Here is a 20,467-nt window from a genome sequence, read left to right as displayed (position 1 = left end):
GGAAAGCCGGGCTCGGGCCACGCCAATCCTCCGGACTGGATGCGGTCTTGCCCTCCCTCCGCCGGTATCAACCGGATCAGGTTCAGCGGGTCGGGGGCTGCAGCCCCCCTCTCAAGCGCGCATCAGCGCTCCCCCGGGGAAGGTGACAGCATAGAGGCCTGGCCATGGCCGACAAGCGAAAAGGGGCCGCGCCGATCGGCGCGACCCCTTCCCGTTCGACCCACGGAGGGGGAAATCAGGTCGAACGAACCGTTCCGTTGACGCCAGCGGGGAAGAAGCCGCCGCTGGTCATCGAGGGATTGGCATTCAGATAGACGATGTTCAGCACCTGCTGCGGCGAACGGACGAAGGCGATGCCGTTCGAGTCGGTCGGCACGATGTTCGACTGGAGCTGGCCGTTGACCGTGGTCGCGGCGATGCCCTGGTCGCGGCTGCCGCCCTGGTTGAGCAGGCCGGTGTTCGCCGTGCCGTCCAGCGTGTCGCGCGCCGCGCTGATCTGCCCGGCGGCGGTGACCAGCGACGAGGTCGTCACGCCGCGCGAATAGAGCAGGGTGCGCACCAGGCCGGCATGATAGGCCTCGACCGCATGGATGCCCGCCGCCGCCTCGATCGTCGCGGGGGTGGAGAGCAACTGCACGCCGCCCATATAGGCGGTGACGCCGACATCCTCGAACAGATAGGCCGCGAGCAGGAAGTTGTTGTCGCTGGCATAGGGGTCGAACACGTCGTTCGCGCCGATCACCTGCGCCGCGCGCGCCGCAGCCGTGAACGCACCGGTGGCATCGCCGGAGATGTTGATCGCCGGCATCGCCGCCGCCGAGTTGCCCAGCGCGGTGCGCAGGAAGCGGACATGGGCGATCTCGTCATAGGCGATCTCGCGCGCATATTGCGCCACCGTCTGGTCGGTGAACTGGATGCCGCGCGGCTGGCCGCTGGTGCCGGTCGCGACCGCGCCCTGATTGCCGGTGCCGGTCATCAGATTGGCGGCCAGCCCGGTGCCGAAGGCGGCATAGCTGTAGAAGCTCGCCTCCAGATATTCCAGGTTGAGCGCGAAGTTGAGGACGTCGGCCTCGCTCACCGCGCCCGGGGTGGCGGTCGGCGTCGGGGTCGGCACCACGACCGGGGGATCATTGTCGTCGTCGCCGCAGGCCGCGAGCAGCGACAGGCCGCCGGCCATCGCCGCCGCGCCGCCCGCCGTGCGCAGAAAGGACCGTCGCGCGTCGCGCCGGGCCTTGGCCTTCTCGATCAGGTCGAGAACGGTTTGTTCGTCTTGCATGGAAGTCATTCCCTTGAAGATGGTTCTCGCTGACGGATCAGGCGCTGACGCCCGCGCGGATGTTGCCGTTGACCCCGTTGGGGAAGAAGCCGCCCATCGTCGCCGCCGCACCGAGATAGACGATGTTCAGCACCTGTTGCGGCGTGCGGCTGAAGGCGATCGCGGTGGTCGGATCGGCCGGCACGATGTTCGAGACCAGCTGGCCGTTGACCGTGGTGGGCGAGATGCCCTGGTCCAGGTCGCCGCCATTGGTGCCGCTCGTGCCGTCCAGCGTGTCGCGCGCATTGGAAATGGCGTCGGCGGCGGTGCGCAGCGAGGGGGTCTGTACGCCCTTGGCGTAGAGCGTCGTGCGGACGATCGCGGAGTGATAGGCTTCGGCGGCCAGGATGCCGGCGGCGGCCTGGAGGAAGGTCTTGCTGGTCACCAGCGGCGACGCGCCCTTATAGGCGGTGACGCCGACATCCTCGAAGATGTACGCGCCCAGCAGGAAGCTGTTGTCGTCGGCATAGGGGTCGAACACGCCATCGGCGGCGACCACGCCGGCCGCGCGCGCGGCGGCGGTGAAGGGGCCATCGGCAGTGCCGGAGATGTTGATGTTGGGCATCGCCACCGCCGAACCGCCCAGCGCGCCGGCGCTGCGCAGGAAGGCGACGTGCGCTACCTCGTCCGCCGCGATCTCACGGGCATATTGCGCGACGACCTGGTCCTGGAAGGCGACCTTGCGCCCACCGGTCACGGTGCCGCCGGCCGTGCCGCCGCCGCTGGCGGTCATGCTGGCGGGCAGATAGGTGCCGTTGGCGGCGATCTGGTAGAATTGCGCTTCCAGATATTCGAGGTTGAGCGCGAAGTTCAGGATGTCCGCATCGGTCAGGGCCGTGGTCTGCGCACCCGCCTTGCCGGAAAAGCTGAGCGCCGCGGCGCCGCCCACTGCGAAGGCCCCGACGCCGAACGCTGCCTTGAAGAATTCCCGACGCTCGTCGCGTCGACGGACACGATTGTCCATCGCCGCGATCATCTGTTCGCTCTCGGTCATGGTACATCCCCTCGATAGCCGGCGCAGGGAGGCGGCGGCGGGCATTCCTCTCGGCGGCAACGTATCGTCTAGCTCCCGGGATACGATGCCGGACAAGGAACGTGTCGCGCTAAGTTCCGGACGCACGAGGAAAAGATTAAATTTGGACCGGGATGGTGCGACCGCTCGCGGTCACGGGACGCCCTATCCTCCCTCCAATCGGGGATGGCCGCCACAGGGTGGCGGAGGGGTGTGGCGGTCGGTGCGGACCGGTTCCGGCACCCCTGCCACGCCCCTCTTCGTCAGGCCTCGGGCCTGCCGCCTCCCCCACCGGGGAGGCGTTGCGTTCAGAACGTATATGCGACGCCCAGCAGGCCCAGCCATTGGCTGCGCGACCCGGCGGTGCTGACCACCGGGCTGTCGGCGTAATCGTTCAGCATCTTGCGATAGTTGATGCCGCCCACCGCCTTCCACCCGCCCAGCAGGTCGCCGGTCAGCGAATAGGTGCCGAGCGCGCCCAGCGACCAATTCTTCCACCCGCCACGCGGATTATACGGCGCCAGGCCGGACGCGACGCTTTCCGCCTGGTCGATGCCGAAATAATAGCGGGCATAGCGGCCCTCGGCATGTTCGGCCGAGGCGAACAGGCCGACCGCCGCCTTGCGGCTGAGCGGGGTGAAATAGGTTACGGTCGGCTGCCAGATGCCGCTCTTGTGCGCGCCCGCCACGTCGTAGCGATAGCTGAGCGACACGGCGATCCGGTCATAGGGGCTGGTGACGACACCGGTCTTGCCGATGCCGACATAGCCGCCCAGTTCGATCGCGGTGTCGCGCTCGCCCAGCGCCTTGATACGCGGATCGTCGATCTGCTTGCGGCTGGTGCGGTTGAAATTGACCACGGCGACCGGCCCGGCCTGCAGATCGATGGTCTGGCCCGGCTGGTTGCGGATCAGGTCGACCGAGACGCGGTTGCCCGCGAGCGTGAAGGCATAGCCGTTGATCGAGCCCAGCGCACCGGGGGCGGGGACGACGCGGTAATCGTCCGACCCCTCATAGTCGGGCAGATAGACGCCGGCGACGCCGACCGTCACCGTGTCGCGATCGAAATCGGCGGAGACATCCGCGGCGGCGGCCGCGCTGTTCTGTTGCGCCAGCGCCGGGGCGGCGGCAGCAAAGGTCGCCGTCAGCGCGGCGGCGGCGAGGATGGACGTACGCAAAAGGGGGTCTCCCGGAACCTGTTTCGGGAGCGCAACGCCGCGTGGTCCGGTTCGGCTCCCTGACGCCGGGTCAGAGGATGTAACGCATTCGAATCTGTTGCGCTTCTGCATCACTGTCGAGGGTGAAGCGGGCGGCGGTGAAACGCGGCGGGCCAAAGGCGATGGCCGGATTGCGCGAGAAGCCGAAACCCTCGCGCGGGATGCCGGCGAGCGTATCCAGCTTCGAATTGCTGTTCTCGTCATGGATCACCGCCACCGCGTAATTGCCGTGCGGCAGGCCGGGCAGGGCCAGGCTGTGCTGTCCGGCGGGGATCGAGCGGGTGATCGCGCGCGCATCGTCGACGCAGGAGGGAAAATTGTCCGGATCGTTGGTCAGGCAGACGCGGATCAGCCCCTTGGCGGAGCGGATATGGTCGATGCCGACATCCAGCCGCGAGATCGGGGCCGCGCCGATCAGCAGCGGCAGCAGCGCCAGCGCCGCCAGTCCGCGATCAACGCGCGGCGCGCTTGGCGGCACGGGCATGGTCGCGGGCGAAATCGCCGATGCCGCGGTCGGTGCCGCAGAGACGATCCCAATGGCGGAAGTACAACCCATAATTACACCCGTACAGCTCATGATGCCGCTGATGATGGCTCGCGGTGATGAGCCAGTTTCCCAATGGCCCCTTCCACATGAACCGGGGGAAAATCTCCCACCCCATATGGTTGGTGACGCCCATAATCGTCATTATAGCCAGCACGAAGCCCAATGCGGTGGTCGAGATCGGAATCACGAACACGAGTAGCGGAATTATCACAGCGCCGGTCAGCGCCTCGATCGGGTGGAATGCCATCGCCGCCCAAGCGGTCGGCGGGCGGCTGGCATGGTGGAGGGCATGGGCCAGCTTGAACGGTTTCGGCCGGTGCATCCAGCGATGCGTCCAATAGAACCAGGTATCGTGCGCCAGCAGGTAGAGCAGCACCGACACCGGCGCATACCAGAGCGGCATGGCCGCGCTGTCGGTATAGATCCGCGTCCAGCCATGATTGTGCCAGCCCCAGGCGACGATGCCGGCGGGGATTCCATAGATCGCCGCCGAGGCTAGGCTCCAGACGATCTCGCTGCGCATCTGCGGGTCGAGCCCGCGATAGAGGCCGGGATGCTTCACCCGCGTCGCGGCGGCGAAGGCCCCCGACACGATCAGGTAGCGGACGCCGACGATCAGCGTCATCGCCAGCGCGGACAGGAGGATGGCCAGGATCACGGCCATGCTTCTACAGCAAGCCGGCCCGGCCGGGAACCGCCCGTCAACGCGCCAGAATCTGGGCCAGGGTGAGCAGCGGCAGCGGCGCGACGAAGCGGAAGCCGAACTGTTCGCCCTTCACCCAGCGGACCTTGCCGAACAGCGCCATGTCGAAATCGGCCAGCATCATCTGCCCGGTCTGGTCCGCCTGCACGGGACGCTCCGCCATCAGCTTCGCGCCGCCCGCCGAGATGTCGAGCAGGGTGGCGGGGAACCGTGCGCCATCGAGTCGCAACACCGCCGCCGCCTGCACCGCGAACCGGGGCGGGCGGGCGATCAACCCGTCGTCGCGCCGGATCTGGAAGACATTCTCCACCGCCTGGGGTTCGGCGAACTGCATCCCCGCCTTGTGCCCCCGCACCCAGCGGATGACCGCCCGCGCCGGGGCGAGCCCGCGCACCTCGACGATCAGCGTGTCGCCGACCGATGGCGGCTGGGGGAAGCGCGCCATCATGCCGTTGCGCGAGATGTCATGGACCAGACAGGCGGTATCGGTCGTCCCGATCCGCGCGCGTCCGACCAGCAGCACCGACTGGTGCCGCTTGCCGCCCGCGCGTCGGTCGCCTGCCGCTGCGTCGGCCGGCAGGGGAAGGCGCGAGTCCGCTGCCGTCACCATGGCTGTTCGATCCCCGTCTGGGTCCGGGGCAATATCGGTTCCCGGACGCTATGAATCCGTAAAGCCGACAGGTTGCCAAATACTTGCGGGTAACTCCGGAAGCGGAGCGATGCGACGAACGGCGGCGATTCCAGCATGGCCGGTGCAACCCGAATCGGCCCCTGTGCATTCCCCATGAACACCACGCGACGGTCGAACGCGCGTGGTGACCCCCCAAAGCATCAGGAGACGGCACGATGGGCCTGTTCAGCAAGGACATTGCGACGCTGGAGGACCTCTACGTCCACCAGCTCCAGGACATTTATTATGCCGAGCAGCAGATCGCGAAGGCGCTGCCCAAGATGATCGAGAAGGCGACCGATGCCGAGCTGCGCCTGGGGTTCGAGACGCATCTGCAGGAGACGCGCGGCCAGATCGAACGGCTGGAGCGGGTGTTCGAGCTGGAAGGGCTGAGCGCCAAGGGCGTCACCTGCCCTGCGATCGACGGCATCATCAAGGAAGCCAATGAGGTCGCGGGCGAGGTCGCCGACAAGGCCGTGCTCGACGCGGCGCTGACGGCGGCGGCGCAGGCAGTCGAACATTATGAAATCAGCCGCTACGGCACGCTGATCGCCTGGGCCCGCCAGCTTGGTCACGACCAGTCTGCGAAGCTCTATGCCGAGACGCTGGCCGAGGAAAAGGCGACCAACGACAAGCTGACCAAGCTCGCCGACGACAAGGTCAACGCGGCGGCGGAGCGCGCGACGGCCTGACGCACGGCATTGCCGTTCACGCGGAGGGGCGGAGGCGCGAGGTCGCTCTCAAAGTGTGATGACGCGATCCTGACCTGAATTCGTCATTGCGAGCGCAGCGAAGCAATCCAGGGCGTCATGCGCGGCTCTGGATTGCTTCGCTACGCTCGCAATGACAGCTTGGCTCAACCCGATGTCACCCTGCTCTCACGAGCCGTATCTCGGCGCCTCCGCGTGACGTCTCCCTTCTCGAATGAACCGTCCGGTCAGTCCTCGAACGCCTCCACCATCTCGCGCTCGCCGCGCAGGAAGGCGTCGGCGACCAGGCGCAGCGGGGCGACGTCGACATCGCTGCGCTTCTCGCGGACCAGCGTCGCGAAACGGGCATAGAGGCCCGGATATTCGTGATCGTCGCGCGTCTCGGTGCCGCTGGGCAGCGTCAGCACCGATCCGCCCTTGGACAGGTGGCAGTCACCCGCATCCGTCTCGACCAGGATATCCCAGGTCTGCGGCCCGGTCTGGCGCCAGTCCAGGTCCATCGCGATCGGCGTGCCGCGCGAATCGCTGAACGCCATGCGCGCGGCGATCGGCGCGGCGCGGTTGGCGGGCAGCGACAGTACGGCCTGGCGCAGGAAGAAGGGGCGGGGCAGGATCCGCGTCGCGATCGACAGCGCGTTGATGCCGGGATCGAACACGCCCAGCCCACCGGCTTCCCATATCCAGGCCTGGCCCGGATGCCAGACGCGCACATCCTCGCGCCAGGTGATCGTGACCCGGTCGATCCGGCGATCGGCCAGAAAGGCGCGCGCCGGCTCGACTCCGGCGGCATAGCGCGAATGCCAGCTGGCGAACAAAGTCGCCTCCGTCGCCGCCGCTTCCGCTTCCAGCGCCACCACCTCGGCCAAGGTCGCGCCGGGTGGCTTTTCCAGGAAGACGTGCAGGCCCGCCGACAGCGCCTGCACCGCGATATCGTAGCGGACCTGGGGCGGCGTGCAGAGCGCCACCGCATCGACCGGGGTCCCGGAGGCGATCAGCGCCTCCAGGCTGGGGAAATGCGGCACGTCGTCCAGTCCCGCCCCGCGCGGCGAGACGGTGGCGGCCAGCGCGAAGTCGGGATTGCCGGCGATGGCGGGCAGGTGCTGGTCGCGGGCGATCTTGCCCAGCCCGATAATGGCGATGCGGATCGGCTCCACCTCAAAGCACTCCGACCGTGGCGATCGCATCGGCCGGCGCCGCATCGCGCGCCAGCGGGTTGCGCAGCGGCAGGGTGAAGGGGGCCGCGGCGATCTCGAACACGTCGCCCTCCTGCGTGGTCACGCCATCGGCGAAGGACAGGGTGGCGGTGCCGAAGAAATGGACATGGACGTCGCCCGGCCGGCGGAACAGCGGATATTTGAAGTGGTGATGCTCCAGGTTCGCGAAGCTGTGCGACATGTTCGCCTCGCCCGACAGGAACGGCTTTTCCCAGACGGTCCGACCGTCGCGCAGGATGCGGCTGGTCCCCTTCGACATGGTCGGGAGTCAGGCCGACGATCAGCTCGGGGCCGAGCGCGGCCTGGCGCAGCTTGGAATGCGCCAGCCACAGATAATTCCACCGTTCGGTGACATGGTCGGAGAATTCGTTCGCCAGGCAGAAGCCCAGCCGGTGCGGCTGCCCGTCCGGCCCGATCAGGTAGATGCCGGCCAGCTCCGGCTCCTCGCCGCCATCCTGGGCGAAGCCGGGCATGGTCAGCGCCTCGCCCGGCCCGACCAGCTGCGTGCCGTCGCCCTTGTAGAACCATTCCGGCTGCTGCCCGACCGCGCCCGCCGCCGGCTTGCCGCCCTCGACACCCGCCAGAAACATGCGCATCGAATCGGTCTGGGTCGCGGCCGCCGCCGCGTCGCGATGCATCTTGTCGCGCCCCTCGGCCGAGCCGAGATGGGTCAGGCCGGTGCCGGTCATGATCAGATGCGCCGGATCGTCATGGTCGATCGGCGCGATCAGCCGCGCCTGCTCCGCCGCCAGGTCGAAGGCCGCGCCCTCGCCACAGGCCGCCACCGCACTCGCCAGGTCCTGCCCGGCGGCGATCGCGCGCTCGGCCAGTTCGCGGATCGAGGCGACACCCGGCACGACATGGGCCGCGTCGCCCCGTGCGGCGATCACCGATCGCGTACCATCGGGGCCACGATGCTGCAGGAGTCGAAGGGTCACGCTGTTGCTCTCCACCGTTTGGCTCTATTAGTCTGACAACTAGCGCCGGGAACCGAGGCTGGCAATCGTCCCCGGTTCCCGGTCGATTTTTCCGTCGCGTGCGGGCACAGTCGTCGCAATGACCGATTTCAGCGAAGCCAGCCCGCCGCCTTCTCCCCCCGCCGCGCGCCGGAGCGGCCGGGACACCGGCCGGCGGCTGCGCGGCGCGATCGCGCATCGGCTGGGCGTCGCGATCCTGTCGGGCGAATATAAGCCGGGCGAGCGGATTCCGGGCGAGGTGGCCTTCGCCGCCGAGCTGGACGTGTCGCGCAGTGCGTTCCGCGAGGCGATCCAGGTGCTGACCGCCAAGGGGCTGGTCGAAAGCCGTCCCAAGGCGGGGACGCTGGTGCTGCCGCGCGACCGGTGGAACCTGCTCGACCCCGATGTGCTCGGCTGGGCCTTTACCGGCGCGCCCGATATCGACTTCATCCGCAGCCTGTTCGAGCTGCGCGCGATCGTCGAGCCGGGGGCGGCGGCGCTGGCGGCGGCGCGGCGCGATCGTGCCGACCTGAAGGCGATGCGCGACGCGCTCGCCGATATGAGCCGCCATTCGCTCGGCACCGAGGCGGGGCGGGCCGCAGACCGCGCCTTCCACACCGCGATTCTGGCGGCGACGCGCAACGATGCGCTGGTGGTGCTGAGCGCCAGCATCGGCGCGGCGGTGGGCTGGACGACTCAGTTCAAGCAACGGCTGCGCGCGCTGCCGCGCAACCCGATTCCCGACCATCGCCGCGTCTATGACGCGATCGCGGCGGGCGACGGCGCGGGGGCGAGCGAGGCGATGCGCCTGCTGGTCCAGCAGGCGCTCGACGACACGGCGGCGGCGGTGGAACGGGTGCGGAGCGAGGGGGCGTGAGACCCGATCTCCGCACGGCCCCCGCCGCCGCATGGCTCCCCTCGTCGTCGTCGCGAGGACAGGGCCGGTGGCGATCCGCCTATTTCGCCACGACCGGCTTGGCGCCCCACAGCGCGTAGAACAGCACGTAGAGTTCGCACGCCGCCGTCAGCAGGAACGAGGCCTGCAGGCCGTAATGGTCGGCCAGCCAACCCTGCACGACCACCAGCGCGCCGCCGGCGATCGCCATGATGAGCAGGCCCGAGCCTTCCTCGGTCAGCGGGCCCAGGCCGCGAATGCCGAGCGTGAAGATGGTCGGGAACATGATCGAGTGGAACAGCCCGACCGAGATCAGCGCCCACATCGCGACATGGCCGGTGGCGACGCTGGCGATCAGCATGACGGCGGCCGCGCCGATACTGGCGATGGCCAGCGCATGGCGCGCGTCGATCTTCTGCATCGCCGCCGCGCCGACCAACCGGCCGATCATCATCCCGCCCCACAGCAGGAACAGATAGTTGGACGCCTGCTGGTGGCTGAGATTGCCGATATTGGGCTGCGACACGAAGTTGATGAACAGGTTGCCGACGCCGATCTCCGCGATCAGGTAGATGAAGATCGCCGGGATGCCGAACACCAGGTTGCGGTGCTTCCACAGGGAATGGCCGCGCCGTTCCTGCTTGGCCGCGCGCTGGGTCGCCGCGCCCATGGCCGGCAGCGGGAAGCGGGCGATGACGATCGCCAGCACCGCCAGCACGGCGGCGACGATCAGATAGGGCAGCACCACCGCCTGCGCGTCGGCCAGCCGCTCCGCCTGGGTCAGCACCGTGGTGGTGCCCGCGGCGGCGGTGCCCGAGGTGGAGCGGCCCAGGATCAGATAGCCGCCGAACAGCGGCGCCAGCGTCGCGCCGGCCGAGTTGAACGCCTGGACCAGGTTGAGCCGCGACGAGGCGGTCTCCGGCGGGCCGACCACCGCGACATAGGGATTGGCCGCGACCTGGAGCAGCGTGATGCCGCTGGCGATCACGAACAGCGCGAACAGCGTCACGCCATAGGACGGGATTCGCGCCGCCGGCACCATCAGCAATGCGCCCACCGCCATCATGCCCAGGCCGATCACCATCGCCCGCTGGTATCCGACCCGCTCGATCAGCTTGGCCGAGGGGATGGAGGCGAAGAAATAGGCGATGAACCAGACGCTCTCGATCAGCGTCGTCTGGGTGTAGCTCAGGTCGAAGACGCTGCGCAGATGCGGCAGCAGCGTGCCGTTGATGACGGTGATGAAGCCCCACATGAAGAACAGGCTGGCGAGCAGGGTCAGCGCGGGCCGGTAGGTGCCGACGGCACCCGCCGATGGGACGGCGGCGCCGGCCGTCATGCTGCTGGGTAGGGGCGCAGGCATCGTCTCTCTCCTTGGCACCGGACGGCCGAACCCGGCCCCGGCTTTTGTTGTCAGACTAAACCTACCAAGGCCGGTGTCAATCGAGCGCGCGGTGCCAATGTCGGAGAGATCAGTGCGCGTGCGGCAGGGTGCGCAGCGCCTCCAGCACCTCCTCGGCGCGGGCGGGGTCGCCGATCGCCAGCACATGGCCCTCGCTGTCGGCGGTCAGCGGGTCGCCGTTCCAGTCGCACATCCGGCCGCCGGCGCCCTCCACCACCGGCACCAGCGCGGCGAAGTCGTGCAGCTTCAGCCCGCTTTCGCAGACGATGTCGAGATGGCCGCTCGCGACCAGTCCGTAATTATAGCAGTCGCCGCCATAGACCGGCCCCTGGCGCGGTCGCCCGCCACTCGCCGCGGTGACCAGCGCCATGAAGTGCGGCACGTCCGCGTCGTCGAACAGATGCGGGCTGGTGGTGGCGACGATCGCGCCGTCCAGCGCCGGGCAGGCCCGCGTCCGGCAGGGCACGCCGTTGAAGGTGGTGGGGCGGCCCATCACCCCGACCCAGCGTTCGCGCTGCACCGGCTGGTCGATGATGCCCAGCACCGGCCAGCCATCCTCGACCAGCGCGATCAGCGTGCCGAAGATCGCCCGGCCGCTGGCGAAGGAGCGGGTGCCGTCGATCGGGTCCAGCACCCATTGACGGCCGGTGACGCCCGCCTTGACGCCATATTCCTCGCCATGGATGCCGTCGCCCGATCGCTCCGCCTCGATCAGCCGGCGCATCGCCGCCTCCGCCTCGCGGTCGGCGCGGGTGACGGGGGACTGGTCCGCCTTCAGCTCCAGCCCGGCGGGGCGGCGGAAATAGGGGCGGATCACCGCGCCCGCCGCATCGGCAAGGCTGTGGGCGAGGGCGATATCGGAAGAATGGACAGGCATGGCAGAAGCCTATCGCGGCGGCGGCCATCGCGCTACACCGCAGGGGACATAACGATATGTGAGGATGTTACCATGCGCCTGATGCCGATCGCCCTTCCCCTGCTGGCCGGTGCGCTGGCCTGCGCCGCCCCCGTCCTCGCCGCGCTCGCGCCCGGTGCGGCCGCGCCCGACTTCACGACCCGCGGCGCGATGGCGGGCAAGGTGTTCCAGGTCCATTTGAAGGAGCAGCTGAAGAAGGGGCCGGTCGTGCTCTATTTCTTCCCGGCGGCCTATACCGGCGGCTGCAACGCCGAGGCCCATGCCTTTGCCGAGGCGATCCCGCAGTTCCAGGCGGCGGGCGCGACGGTGATCGGCATGTCGAGCGACGACGTGCCGACGCTCCAGCGCTTCTCGGCGGAGAAGTGCGCGGGCAAGTTCGCGGTGGCCAGCGCCGGCCCGACGGTGGTGCGCGGCTATGATGTCGCGCTGGGTCGGCAGATGGCGGGCCGTGATCTCACCAAGCGGACCAGTTACGTCATTGACCGCGCTGGACGAATTGCTTTCGTCCATGATGACATGAACCCTGCCGATCACGTTGCGCAGACTTTGGCGGCGGTGCGTAAACTGTCGAAAACGCAACAATAAAACCAAATTGGATCGGCTAACACCAAACGCTAACGATTTTCCGCCTATAACGAGGGCCTCAGGGGAATCGCGGAGGGTGATATGGGGGACGCCGGCTTGGTCTGGCGGCGCAGGAGCAAGGGAAAGGACGATTTGTACGCGCAGATCGGCCTGTTCCTGGCCGATCACCGCCTCAGCCCGGATCCGTTGCACTATGCGTTCGTCCACGCCGTGCTGTCGGCCCCCGATAGCCCCCTGGCCCGGGAGGTGCGCGAACTGGTCGATGGCGGCGTCCGCCTGACGCATCAGGAAGTGGAGCGGCTGGGGGGGCGCGTGGTGATGGGGGCCGATCCCGGTCGTCGCCTGCGCGACCTCGCCCCGGTGCCGAATCGCGAGGCGGACCGGCTGGTCAGCGAAACCGCGGCGCAGATGGACAGCTTCGCGATGCTGACCCGCACGATGCATTTCGAGACCCGCGATTTCGGCCGCGACCTGGCCGAAAGCGCGGCGGCGATCGAGCTGCAATCCCCGACCAGCGCGATCGACGAATTGTCGCGACTGGCCGGTGCAATGATCTCCCGCGTCCGCGAGAGCGAGGACAAGCTGGCCGAGGCGACGCAGGAAGCGGAGATGCTGCGCGGCAAGCTGGCCGAGGCGCGCTCGACCGCGCGGCGCGACCCGATGACCGGCCTGGCCAACCGGCTCGCCTTCACCGAAGCCTATGAACAGCGCGCCACCTTGCCCGCTCCGCATTGCATCGCGCTATGCGATGTCGACCGATTCAAGCGGATCAACGACGTGCACGGCCATATGGTCGGCGACCGGGTGCTGAAGGTGCTAGGCGACACGCTCCGCGAATCCTGCGCCGACCATCTCGTCGCCCGCCATGGCGGCGAGGAATTCGTGTTGCTGCTCAACGGTCTGCAACTCAGTGCCGCGGCCGAGCTGCTCGATTCGGCGCGCCAGTCGGTCGCGGGCAAGCGGTTCCGCAACCGCGAGACGGGGGCGTCGCTGGGGGTCATCACCTTCTCGGCCGGCGTCACCGCCGTGCGCGCCGAGGAGCCTGTCGATGTGGCGATCGAGCGCGCCGACCGGCTGCTCTATGCGGCCAAGGCGCAGGGGCGCGACCGTATCTGCGTGGGGTGACGGAACGGGAGGCGGATGGTCCGCATCACCTGGGGGGTGATACGGATTGGTTCATCTCTGGCTGTCCCGCTTCGCCGCCGGCAGCGTCGAATGCCCCTCCTCGATCGAGGCCTCGGTATCGATCCGCGCCTGTTCGACCAGTTCCGCGGTGGCGAGGCGCGCGGCGGCGGGGTCGCCTTGCGCGATCGCCTCGAACAGCGCCTGATGCTGCGGGATCGGATCGCGCGGCGGCCGGGCGCTGCGATATTTGAAGAAGGTCGTCCAGTGGACCGCCGCCGCGATGCTGGCGGACAGGCTGACCAGCAGCTCGTTACCCGTCGCCTCCAGGATCACGGCGTGGAAGGTGCGGTCCGCCTCGCGACCGGCATCGGTGCCGAGGCCGTGCCGCTCCATTTCCTGCAACGCATGGCCCAGCCGGGCGAGCTGGCGCGCGGTGCGCCCCAGCGCGGCGAGTTCCGCCGCTGCCGGCTCGACGATCATGCGCAACTGGAACAGGCTGCGCACGAAGGGCACGGGCGGCGCGCCCTCCAGCATCCAGCCGAGCAGTTCGGGGTCGAGCAGATTCCAGTCGGCGCGCTCGCGCACCCGCGTGCCCGCCTTGGGCTTGCTCTCGACCAGTCCCTTCGCCGCCAGCATCCGCAGCGATTCCCGGATGACGCTGCGCGAGACACCCAGACGTTCGGCCAGTTCGATCTCGCCGGGCAGGATGCTGCCCGGCACATGGGTGCCGGTTACGATCGCCACGCCGATCTGCCGTGCAAGCGAGATATGCGCGGGTTGTGCCCGCTTGCCGGCCGCCATCCATTCATCCTCTGATTTCGCCGAAACCTAGGCCCAGTCCGTACCCTTTCGCAAGCAGGCCGTTCGGATCCGGGCCCGATCGCGGGTCAACACGCTTGACCTTGCCGATAGCTTGTCTGACAAGAGTCGGAAAGGGAGAGGGATTTTCATGCGTCGGCACGCGACAGGCCTGATCGTTCCAGCGGCATCGTCCGCCCCGTCCCGGATATCCGCCGACATCGGCACCACCCCCGAACAGGCGCGGGCCCCCCGCGCGACGGAGATATGATGAAGCCAATGATCTTCAGTGCGCTGGCGCTCGTGCTGGCCGCACCGGCAGTCGCGCAGGCGCCCACGGCCGCCCCGGCGGGCGAGAATGTGGTGACGGTGCACGGCGACACGCCCGCGCCCAAGTTCGATCGAAGGCTGTTCGGCCAGTTCGCCGAGCATTTGGGCACCGGCATCTATGGCGGTATCTGGGTCGGCAAGGGGAGCAAGATCCCCAATGTCGACGGCTATCGCCGCGACGTGATCGATGCGCTGAAGGCGATCCGCACACCGGTGATCCGCTGGCCGGGCGGCTGCTTCGCCGACGAATATCACTGGCGGGAGGGCGTCGGCCCGCAGGCGAAGCGCAAGATCAAGATCAACACCAACTGGGGTGGCGTGACCGAGGACAACAGCTTCGGCACCAACGAGTTCATGAATTACTCGGAGCTGGTCGGCGCCGAACCCTATGTGTCCGGCAATATCGGCAGCGCGCCGCCCTATGAACTGGCGGAATGGGTCGAGTATATGACCTCGCCGACCGGATCGAGCCTGGCCAAGGAGCGCGCGGCGAACGGTCGCAAGGCCCCGTGGAAGCTGTCGATGTTCGGCATCGGCAACGAGCTGTGGGGCTGCGGCGGCAATATGCGCCCCGAATATGCGGCCGACGTGACCCGCCGCTATTCCACCTTCATCAAGATGCCCGAGGGGCAGAAGGTGATGCGAATCGCCAGCGGCGCCAATTCCGAGGACTATAACTGGACCGAGGTGATGATGCGCGACGCCAGCGCGCAGTTCGACGGCATCGGCGTCCATTACTACACCGTCCCCGGCAATTGGGAGCATAAGGGCGCGGCGACCGGCTTCGACGAGGATGGTTGGGCGCGGACGCTCGCCAAGACGGTGAAGATGGAGGAACTGGTCAGCCGCCATGCCGCGGTGATGGACAAATACGACCCCAAGAAGCGCGTGGCGATGCTGGTCGACGAATGGGGCACCTGGTACGATCAGGAGCCGGGCAGCCATCCGGGCTTCCTCTACCAGCAGAACTCGCTGCGCGACGCGCTGGTCACCAGCCTGAACTTCGACATCTTCGCCCGCCACACCGATCGCCTGCGCGGCGCCAATATCGCGCAGATGATCAACGTGCTCCAGGCGATGATGCTGACCGACGGCAACCGCATGGTGAAGACGCCGACCTATTGGGTGTTCGACCTGTACAAGGATTATCAGGACGGCGTCGTGCTGCCGGTCGACGTGCAATCGCGCTGGTACAACAAGAATGAGTGGACGCTGAAGGCGGTCAGCGCCAGCGCGGTGCGCGGCACCGACGGCGTGGTGCATATGGGCCTGACCAATGTCGATCCGAACCAGCCGGCGACGGTGACGGTCGCGCTGACCGGCGTGACGGGCTCGGGCGTGACCGGCCGCATCGTGACCGCGCCGACGATGGATGCGCACAACACGTTCGACGCGCCCAATGCGGTCGTCCCGGTGGCCTTCACCGGTGCGACCCTGGCCGATGGTCGCCTGACCGTGACCCTGCCGCCCAAGTCGGTGGTGATGCTCGACATCCGTTGAGGATGGACCGGAGGGAGCGGGCGCCGCTTCCTCCGGCATTGGGTATCGGCCGCCCCGCGTGGCGGCCGGTATCAGACCAGGATGGACGATGGCGGCAGGTCCGCCGCCCTGATCCGGTTCCGCCCCGCCCGCTTGGCGGCATAGAGCGCCTGATCCGCCCCGCGCATCAGCGCCTCCAGTCCATGGCCTTCGCCTATGGTCGTCGAGACGATGCCGGCACTCACCGTGACCTGCGGGGCGATCCGCGATTCGGGATTGGGGATGGGGCGGTCGGCCAGCGCCTGCATCAGCGTCGCGACGCACTGGCGGGCTCCGGCCTGATCGGTGTGGGGCAGGAGGATCAGGAACTCCTCACCACCGATCCGGCCGCAGACCGCCCGATGCGCGGCAGCCAGATCCTGCAACAATGTGCCCATCGTCCGCAGCGCCTGGTCGCCGGCCGCATGGCCCAGGCTGTCGTTCAGCCGCTTGAAATCGTCGATGTCGATCATCGCGACCGACAGCGGCGCGTCCGCCGCCATCTCGCCGGTCAGGCGGGCGAAGGCATCGGCCATCGCCTGCCGGTTGCAGAGGCCGGTGAGCGGGTCGGTGGTCGCCATGATGCGCAGCCGGTCATAGGCCTGCACCAGCATGTGGCGATGCCGGGCCTCGCTCAGCCGCGCCAGCGTGGTGCGGACCTGCCGTCGGATCATATGCATCCGCGTGTAGATCAGGGCGATGCTCAGGAAGCTGAAATAGAGGGTGTAGAGCAGCCCGTTCGCATCGGCGATGGCCGGATTGACATATTGGCTTGCCAGGAACGCCAGGCTGAGCACGGCTGCGGTCCAGATCGTCCACCACAGGCTGAGCGGCAGCAGCGTCAGCCCCACCGCCAGGCCGAAGAAGCCGATGTTCAGCAGCCGCTCGAAATCCTGTCCGCCCAGTTCCGATCCGGTGTAGATCGCCGACAGCATGACGACGAAGGTGAACAGGCAGGTCGTCAGGCCCTGCCACCGCTCATGCCCGATATCCTGCCACGCCCGTCGGGCGAGCAGATAGGTGCTGGTCGACAACAGGCCGTGTCCCAGGACGATCGCCGTCAGCGCCTGGGGCGCGACGATATAGTCGAAGGGCATGGTCAGCCACAGGATGGCCGTCACGTTGCGGAACCAGCCGAGCGCGATCCGGCGATTTTCCGGCCAGGTCACCATCCGGACGATCCGCGCCAGGGCGGGGGACAGGGGGGACTTGCGGATGGTGCCCGTGCAGCGGCCGTTGACCTCGTCCCACAGTCCCTCGGCCTCGATCCGGCGGAGGGCGTCGGTGATCATGGGCGGATCGACGACCGTGGGCATGAGCGTCAGCAGCATGGGAGACCTAGCACGGAGGAGACGACGCAATCACCCGTCAGGCTGGACGCGTTCGCGACGTCGCCTGCGACAATAGTGATCCCAGTAAAAGCTGTATCCTATATCATAGAAGCGCCAAGGATTTTTCCCGTCCATTTTCGAGGTAATTGACCCGATGGCCTGGCAACGGATCACCGGCTGCCGCGCACGTACCACCCATTATAGGAATCGGTTCCGATATCCTGTCCAGGCGGACACGGATACGGACGCAGAGGCCGCGCCACGGACGACAGGTCTTGCAGCCGGCGAAAACCACGCTATTCGGCGGTTTCCCCGAGCGGGGGCGCTTAGCTCAGTTGGTAGAGCATCTCGTTTACACGATTTGCGTGTACATGCCCGAAAGCCGCAGAAATCCTAGGGTTTCGCGGCCTTGCTGTTCGGGACTTCGGGAATAGTTCGGGAGTCGGATGCATCGAGCGCGTTACGGACGTCGTTGTCCGTCGCATGGGCGTAGCGCAGGGTTGTCTTGATCGACCGATGCTTCAGGGCCTCCTTCGCCGCAGCAAGGTTGCCGGTCGCGCGCAGGATGCGGGTGCCGCGTGTGTGGCGCAGATCATGGAAGCGGAAGTTCTCGACGCCGGCGGCCTCCAGCGCCGCCTTCCAGGGACGCCGAATCACCGTTTCGGTCATCGGGTAACGCTCGCCCTTCTTGCGCGCCGGCTGCTTGCGGCCGAGCTTGTCCGTGAAGGCAGGCTTCGTGCGCGCGGCGGCATAGGTGAAGATGAACGGGCCGACCTTGGGCTGGTTGGCGATGATGACCAGCATGTCCTGTGTAAGCGGCCGGCGGACGACGTCGCCGCCCTTGATCTTCGTGCCGGCGGTGCGCGCGCCCAAATCGACGTCGGACCAGCGCAGGCCGATGACCTCGCTCTTGCGCCACCCGGTCTTCAGGGCGAATTCACAAAAGGCGTACAGGTCGGCGCGGATCTCGCCGAACAAAGCCGTCTCTTCGGTGGTGCTCAACTCGCGCGGCGCTTTGCTCGGCACCTTCAGGAGCAATGCCCCCCAATCGGGCATCTCGCCGACGTCATAGCGGGCCTTGCCCGCCCAACGCCACATGGCGCGGCAAACCTCGATCTCGCGATTGACGGAGCCGTTTGTCCGGCCGTTCCGCCGGCCGGAGAAATAGTGGAGCAGCTGGCGCTGCGTGATCTCGGATAGGAGCGCCGCAGCGCCCAGCCCGTCGATCAGCGCCGCCAGCATGTAGCGCGCCGTCGACCAGCTCGGCAGATCCTCGACCCGGTCCTGATACAGTCCGCAAGCCTCATCCAGCGTGATCGGTGGCCGCGCGGCACCGCCGTTGCGGGCCTTCGCGCGCTCGGCCTCTTCTGCCCTCAGTGCCTCTCGCTTGGTCTTTGCCCCGGTCGAGCCGTGAAACCGACGACCTTTCCAGACGAAGTCGAAGTGGAAATACGGCGAGTTTTTCGGCTTGTAGACGGACATCCAGGGGCCTTGCGGGCGCGGCTCGCGACGAATTCGTCACAATCATCCGGCCGGTAACGAATCTTGCGATCGGTGATCGCGACGTAGCGAATGTGACCCTCCTGCCGGAGTCGGCGCAAGGTCTTAGTGCTGACGTCCAGGCGGGCGGCCGCCTGGTCAGGAGTGAGGAGGTTGGTCACGGTCGACAGATTACCGGCGGGCTTCATTGCAGGCTCGGATCAGGATCATGATCGTGACGGGAAAGGCGACGATCGCCGCGGCGATCAGCAGGGCGGCCTTGATGCGCCGGTTACGGCGCGCGGTCGTGGCATTGGTCATGCGGCGACTCCAAGGGGGCGGGTTTTGCGGGCATCGGCGAGGCGGCGCTGCTCTATCCGGCGGGCAAGGGCGGCGCGATCGGCCGTGGCGAGCGGGCAGGCATTGGCCTGGTGGCGGCCGGCGAGGGTGGTGTCGACCAGCCACCGGGCGGACGGGCGCGCCGTCTCCCACCACAGCAACGTCTCGATCGCATCCGCCAGATCAGCGGCCTGGACGTTGCCCTCGGCCGCATCAGCTTGGGCGCGAGCGTGGCGCGCCACCACGGTCAGGTGCTGGACACGCTCGAACGGCCATGCGCCGCCCTGGTCGGGATCTTTCGCGCCGACAGGTTCGGGGCGCAGCTCGGCAATGGCGCGCCAGCTTCTCGCGATCGTTCGCATGATGCGGAGGCCATCGAGCGCCTTCGCCCGGGACAGGCGGCCCTCCACGACCAGGCGCGGGTAATAGGCGGCGCGCTGCGCGTGGAGATGGCGGGCGACCGACGCCAGCAGGTGGTGGTCGCTAAACCAGCGGGGCGGCGTCATGCGAGCATCCCCAGCGCCTGGAGATACGTCTCCAGCATCGCATCGCGCTCGGCGACATCCTCGCGCGATTTGCGGCGACGCGCGATGATATCGAGCATCGCTTTGGTGTCGTATCCCCGGCCTCTAGCCTCGGCGAGGACGTCTTTGCGATCGTCCTGCGCATTCCGGATCTCCTCATCCATGCGCTCGATCCGCTCGATCAGAAGGCGCATTTCCTCGGCCGCCGCTTCCCCATTCGTCTTGATCGGGTCGGGTACGATGCGGGCCTTGCGGCCGCGCTTGGCGGGGGCGGCGACGGCGAAGCTGGGGACATGGCGGGTCAGGCCGCCCGCCCCACGCACCGTCCGCATGGTCAGCGCGTTCATGCCGCCTCGACCCCCGCAACGGTCGCCAGCGAGCCGGTGACGCAATGGCTGCAAAGGTCCGGCGTCAGGAGCGAGCAGACATGATCCTGCGTATCGACACAGGCGTCATGGTCGCTGCACCCGCATCCGCGACAGACGCGCGGGTGGCGATCGGCCGGGGCGGTGGCAAGCTGGTGATAGACGACGCGGTCGAAGGGGAAGAGGCTGGCGATCGCCCAGAGCAGATCGGCGTCGTTCGTCCTGCCGTTCGGTGATTCGAGCAGCGTGACCGTGTCGCGCATCTTGCGGAAGCGGGCGCGGCTTTCGTCCAGCGTCGGCCGGGCCGCCGGCACCCGGCCATGGATGGCCGGCCGTGCCGGCGCATAATGGTCGGCGACCAGCAAGAGGGCGCGGGCGAAGGCGTCGATCGAATAGCCGGCCGCCTGGCGCCGGAGCGCCAGATAGGTGCCGGGCTTCAGCGCCTCGGCAAGGCTGCCGGCGTGGGACTTGCCGGACTGGCGGGCCGGGATGGTGCAGACGTGCATGATGGTGGCT

22 protein-coding genes, 1 pseudogene and 1 riboswitch are annotated in these 20,467 nt (G+C 67.9%); of the genes and pseudogenes, 5 read left to right on the top strand and 18 right to left on the bottom strand.

Annotated elements, in window-relative coordinates:
• Window positions 1–36 precede the first annotated feature (36 nt).
• A riboswitch (TPP riboswitch) is annotated at window positions 37–146 on the bottom strand.
• A gap of 89 nt (window positions 147–235) precedes the next feature.
• The 6 genes from QE452_RS13805 to QE452_RS13780 all read right to left on the bottom strand — a co-directional run bounded on the left by QE452_RS13805 (window position 236) and on the right by QE452_RS13780 (window position 5,404).
• Window positions 236–1,276: a ferritin-like domain-containing protein gene (locus tag QE452_RS13805; RefSeq protein WP_309659646.1), complete on the bottom strand. Its 1,041-nt coding sequence runs from the start codon at window positions 1,274–1,276 to the stop codon at window positions 236–238.
• A gap of 37 nt (window positions 1,277–1,313) precedes the next feature.
• Window positions 1,314–2,309, bottom strand: coding sequence for a ferritin-like domain-containing protein (locus QE452_RS13800; protein WP_309659647.1), 996 nt, complete (start codon window positions 2,307–2,309; stop codon window positions 1,314–1,316).
• A gap of 326 nt (window positions 2,310–2,635) precedes the next feature.
• Window positions 2,636–3,505, bottom strand: coding sequence for a MipA/OmpV family protein (locus QE452_RS13795; RefSeq protein WP_309659648.1), 870 nt, complete (start codon window positions 3,503–3,505; stop codon window positions 2,636–2,638).
• Window positions 3,506–3,575: 70 nt separating this feature from the next.
• Window positions 3,576–4,028: a DUF2141 domain-containing protein gene (locus tag QE452_RS13790; protein ID WP_309659649.1), complete on the bottom strand. Its 453-nt coding sequence runs from the start codon at window positions 4,026–4,028 to the stop codon at window positions 3,576–3,578.
• On the bottom strand, window positions 3,997–4,755 hold the full coding sequence (locus tag QE452_RS13785) for a sterol desaturase family protein (protein ID WP_309659650.1): 759 nt from the start codon (window positions 4,753–4,755) through the stop codon (window positions 3,997–3,999). The genes QE452_RS13790 and QE452_RS13785 overlap by 32 nt, the downstream gene beginning before the upstream one ends.
• 37 nt (window positions 4,756–4,792) lie before the next feature.
• Window positions 4,793–5,404, bottom strand: coding sequence for a PilZ domain-containing protein (locus tag QE452_RS13780; RefSeq protein ID WP_309659651.1), 612 nt, complete (start codon window positions 5,402–5,404; stop codon window positions 4,793–4,795).
• A 236-nt stretch (window positions 5,405–5,640) separates the two neighbouring features.
• Here QE452_RS13780 and QE452_RS13775 point away from each other — a divergent pair, with 236 nt between their 5' ends.
• Window positions 5,641–6,156 carry a DUF892 family protein gene (locus QE452_RS13775; RefSeq protein WP_309659652.1) on the top strand — a complete coding sequence of 172 codons (516 nt, stop codon included), beginning with the start codon at window positions 5,641–5,643 and terminating at the stop codon, window positions 6,154–6,156.
• A gap of 245 nt (window positions 6,157–6,401) precedes the next feature.
• Here the strand turns inward: QE452_RS13775 and QE452_RS13770 are convergent, their stop codons facing one another.
• Together QE452_RS13770 and araD1 are read right to left on the bottom strand one after the other, a co-directional pair.
• The gene (locus QE452_RS13770) at window positions 6,402–7,328 is read right to left on the bottom strand and encodes a Gfo/Idh/MocA family oxidoreductase (RefSeq protein WP_309659653.1); all 927 of its coding nucleotides are present in this window, start codon (window positions 7,326–7,328) and stop codon (window positions 6,402–6,404) included.
• A 1-nt stretch (window position 7,329) separates the two neighbouring features.
• A pseudogene (gene araD1 / locus QE452_RS13765) lies at window positions 7,330–8,326 on the bottom strand (AraD1 family protein).
• Window positions 8,327–8,444: 118 nt separating this feature from the next.
• Here araD1 and QE452_RS13760 point away from each other — a divergent pair.
• Complete coding sequence (locus QE452_RS13760) at window positions 8,445–9,221, top strand: FadR/GntR family transcriptional regulator (RefSeq protein WP_125993419.1); 777 nt, start codon at window positions 8,445–8,447, stop codon at window positions 9,219–9,221.
• Window positions 9,222–9,300: 79 nt separating this feature from the next.
• Here the strand turns inward: QE452_RS13760 and QE452_RS13755 are convergent, their stop codons facing one another.
• Both QE452_RS13755 and QE452_RS13750 read right to left on the bottom strand, forming a co-directional pair.
• Entirely contained in the window at window positions 9,301–10,578 is a 1,278-nt protein-coding gene (locus QE452_RS13755; RefSeq protein WP_309659701.1) for a sugar MFS transporter, read from the bottom strand.
• Window positions 10,579–10,711: 133 nt separating this feature from the next.
• Window positions 10,712–11,518 carry an inositol monophosphatase family protein gene (locus QE452_RS13750; protein ID WP_309659655.1) on the bottom strand — a complete coding sequence of 269 codons (807 nt, stop codon included), beginning with the start codon at window positions 11,516–11,518 and terminating at the stop codon, window positions 10,712–10,714.
• Window positions 11,519–11,590: 72 nt separating this feature from the next.
• Between QE452_RS13750 and QE452_RS13745 the strand changes: the two genes are divergently transcribed.
• Window positions 11,591–12,142, top strand: coding sequence for a redoxin domain-containing protein (locus QE452_RS13745; protein ID WP_309659656.1), 552 nt, complete (start codon window positions 11,591–11,593; stop codon window positions 12,140–12,142).
• 132 nt (window positions 12,143–12,274) lie between these two features.
• The gene (locus QE452_RS13740; protein ID WP_309659657.1) at window positions 12,275–13,267 is read left to right on the top strand and encodes a GGDEF domain-containing protein; all 993 of its coding nucleotides are present in this window, start codon (window positions 12,275–12,277) and stop codon (window positions 13,265–13,267) included.
• A gap of 51 nt (window positions 13,268–13,318) precedes the next feature.
• On the opposite strand, the gene QE452_RS13735 is transcribed toward QE452_RS13740, so the two are convergent.
• Window positions 13,319–14,068, bottom strand: coding sequence for a FadR/GntR family transcriptional regulator (locus tag QE452_RS13735; RefSeq protein WP_125993414.1), 750 nt, complete (start codon window positions 14,066–14,068; stop codon window positions 13,319–13,321).
• A 264-nt stretch (window positions 14,069–14,332) separates the two neighbouring features.
• On the opposite strand from QE452_RS13735, the gene QE452_RS13730 reads away from it, so the two are divergent.
• A complete protein-coding gene (locus tag QE452_RS13730; RefSeq protein WP_309730286.1) occupies window positions 14,333–15,895 on the top strand; it encodes an alpha-L-arabinofuranosidase C-terminal domain-containing protein in 1,563 nt (520 codons plus the stop codon).
• Window positions 15,896–15,966: 71 nt separating this feature from the next.
• Here QE452_RS13730 and QE452_RS13725 read toward each other — a convergent pair whose 3' ends face one another.
• From QE452_RS13725 to QE452_RS13700, 7 genes are all read right to left on the bottom strand, one after another.
• The gene (locus QE452_RS13725; RefSeq protein WP_309659659.1) at window positions 15,967–17,205 is read right to left on the bottom strand and encodes a GGDEF domain-containing protein; all 1,239 of its coding nucleotides are present in this window, start codon (window positions 17,203–17,205) and stop codon (window positions 15,967–15,969) included.
• Between the two features lie 432 nt (window positions 17,206–17,637).
• Complete coding sequence (locus QE452_RS13720) at window positions 17,638–18,726, bottom strand: site-specific integrase (RefSeq protein WP_309730282.1); 1,089 nt, start codon at window positions 18,724–18,726, stop codon at window positions 17,638–17,640.
• The gene (locus tag QE452_RS19105; protein WP_405052769.1) at window positions 18,618–18,932 is read right to left on the bottom strand and encodes a helix-turn-helix domain-containing protein; all 315 of its coding nucleotides are present in this window, start codon (window positions 18,930–18,932) and stop codon (window positions 18,618–18,620) included. Before QE452_RS19105 ends, QE452_RS13720 begins: the two co-directional genes overlap by 109 nt.
• Window positions 18,916–19,044 carry a hypothetical protein gene (locus QE452_RS13715; RefSeq protein ID WP_309659664.1) on the bottom strand — a complete coding sequence of 43 codons (129 nt, stop codon included), beginning with the start codon at window positions 19,042–19,044 and terminating at the stop codon, window positions 18,916–18,918. Before QE452_RS13715 ends, QE452_RS19105 begins: the two co-directional genes overlap by 17 nt.
• The gene (locus tag QE452_RS13710) at window positions 19,041–19,568 is read right to left on the bottom strand and encodes a hypothetical protein (protein WP_309730280.1); all 528 of its coding nucleotides are present in this window, start codon (window positions 19,566–19,568) and stop codon (window positions 19,041–19,043) included. The genes QE452_RS13715 and QE452_RS13710 overlap by 4 nt, the downstream gene beginning before the upstream one ends.
• On the bottom strand, window positions 19,565–19,933 hold the full coding sequence (locus QE452_RS13705) for a DUF2312 domain-containing protein (protein ID WP_309730277.1): 369 nt from the start codon (window positions 19,931–19,933) through the stop codon (window positions 19,565–19,567). The genes QE452_RS13710 and QE452_RS13705 overlap by 4 nt, the downstream gene beginning before the upstream one ends.
• Entirely contained in the window at window positions 19,930–20,457 is a 528-nt protein-coding gene (locus QE452_RS13700; protein ID WP_309730274.1) for a hypothetical protein, read from the bottom strand. The genes QE452_RS13705 and QE452_RS13700 overlap by 4 nt, the downstream gene beginning before the upstream one ends.
• Window positions 20,458–20,467: the final 10 nt, after the last annotated feature.

The sequence above is a fragment of the Sphingomonas sp. SORGH_AS_0438 genome, assembly GCF_031453475.1.
Lineage (GTDB): Bacteria > Pseudomonadota > Alphaproteobacteria > Sphingomonadales > Sphingomonadaceae > Sphingomonas.
The sequence above is the reverse complement of the archived record's forward strand: the minus strand, read 5'-3'. Positions and strand labels throughout refer to the sequence as shown.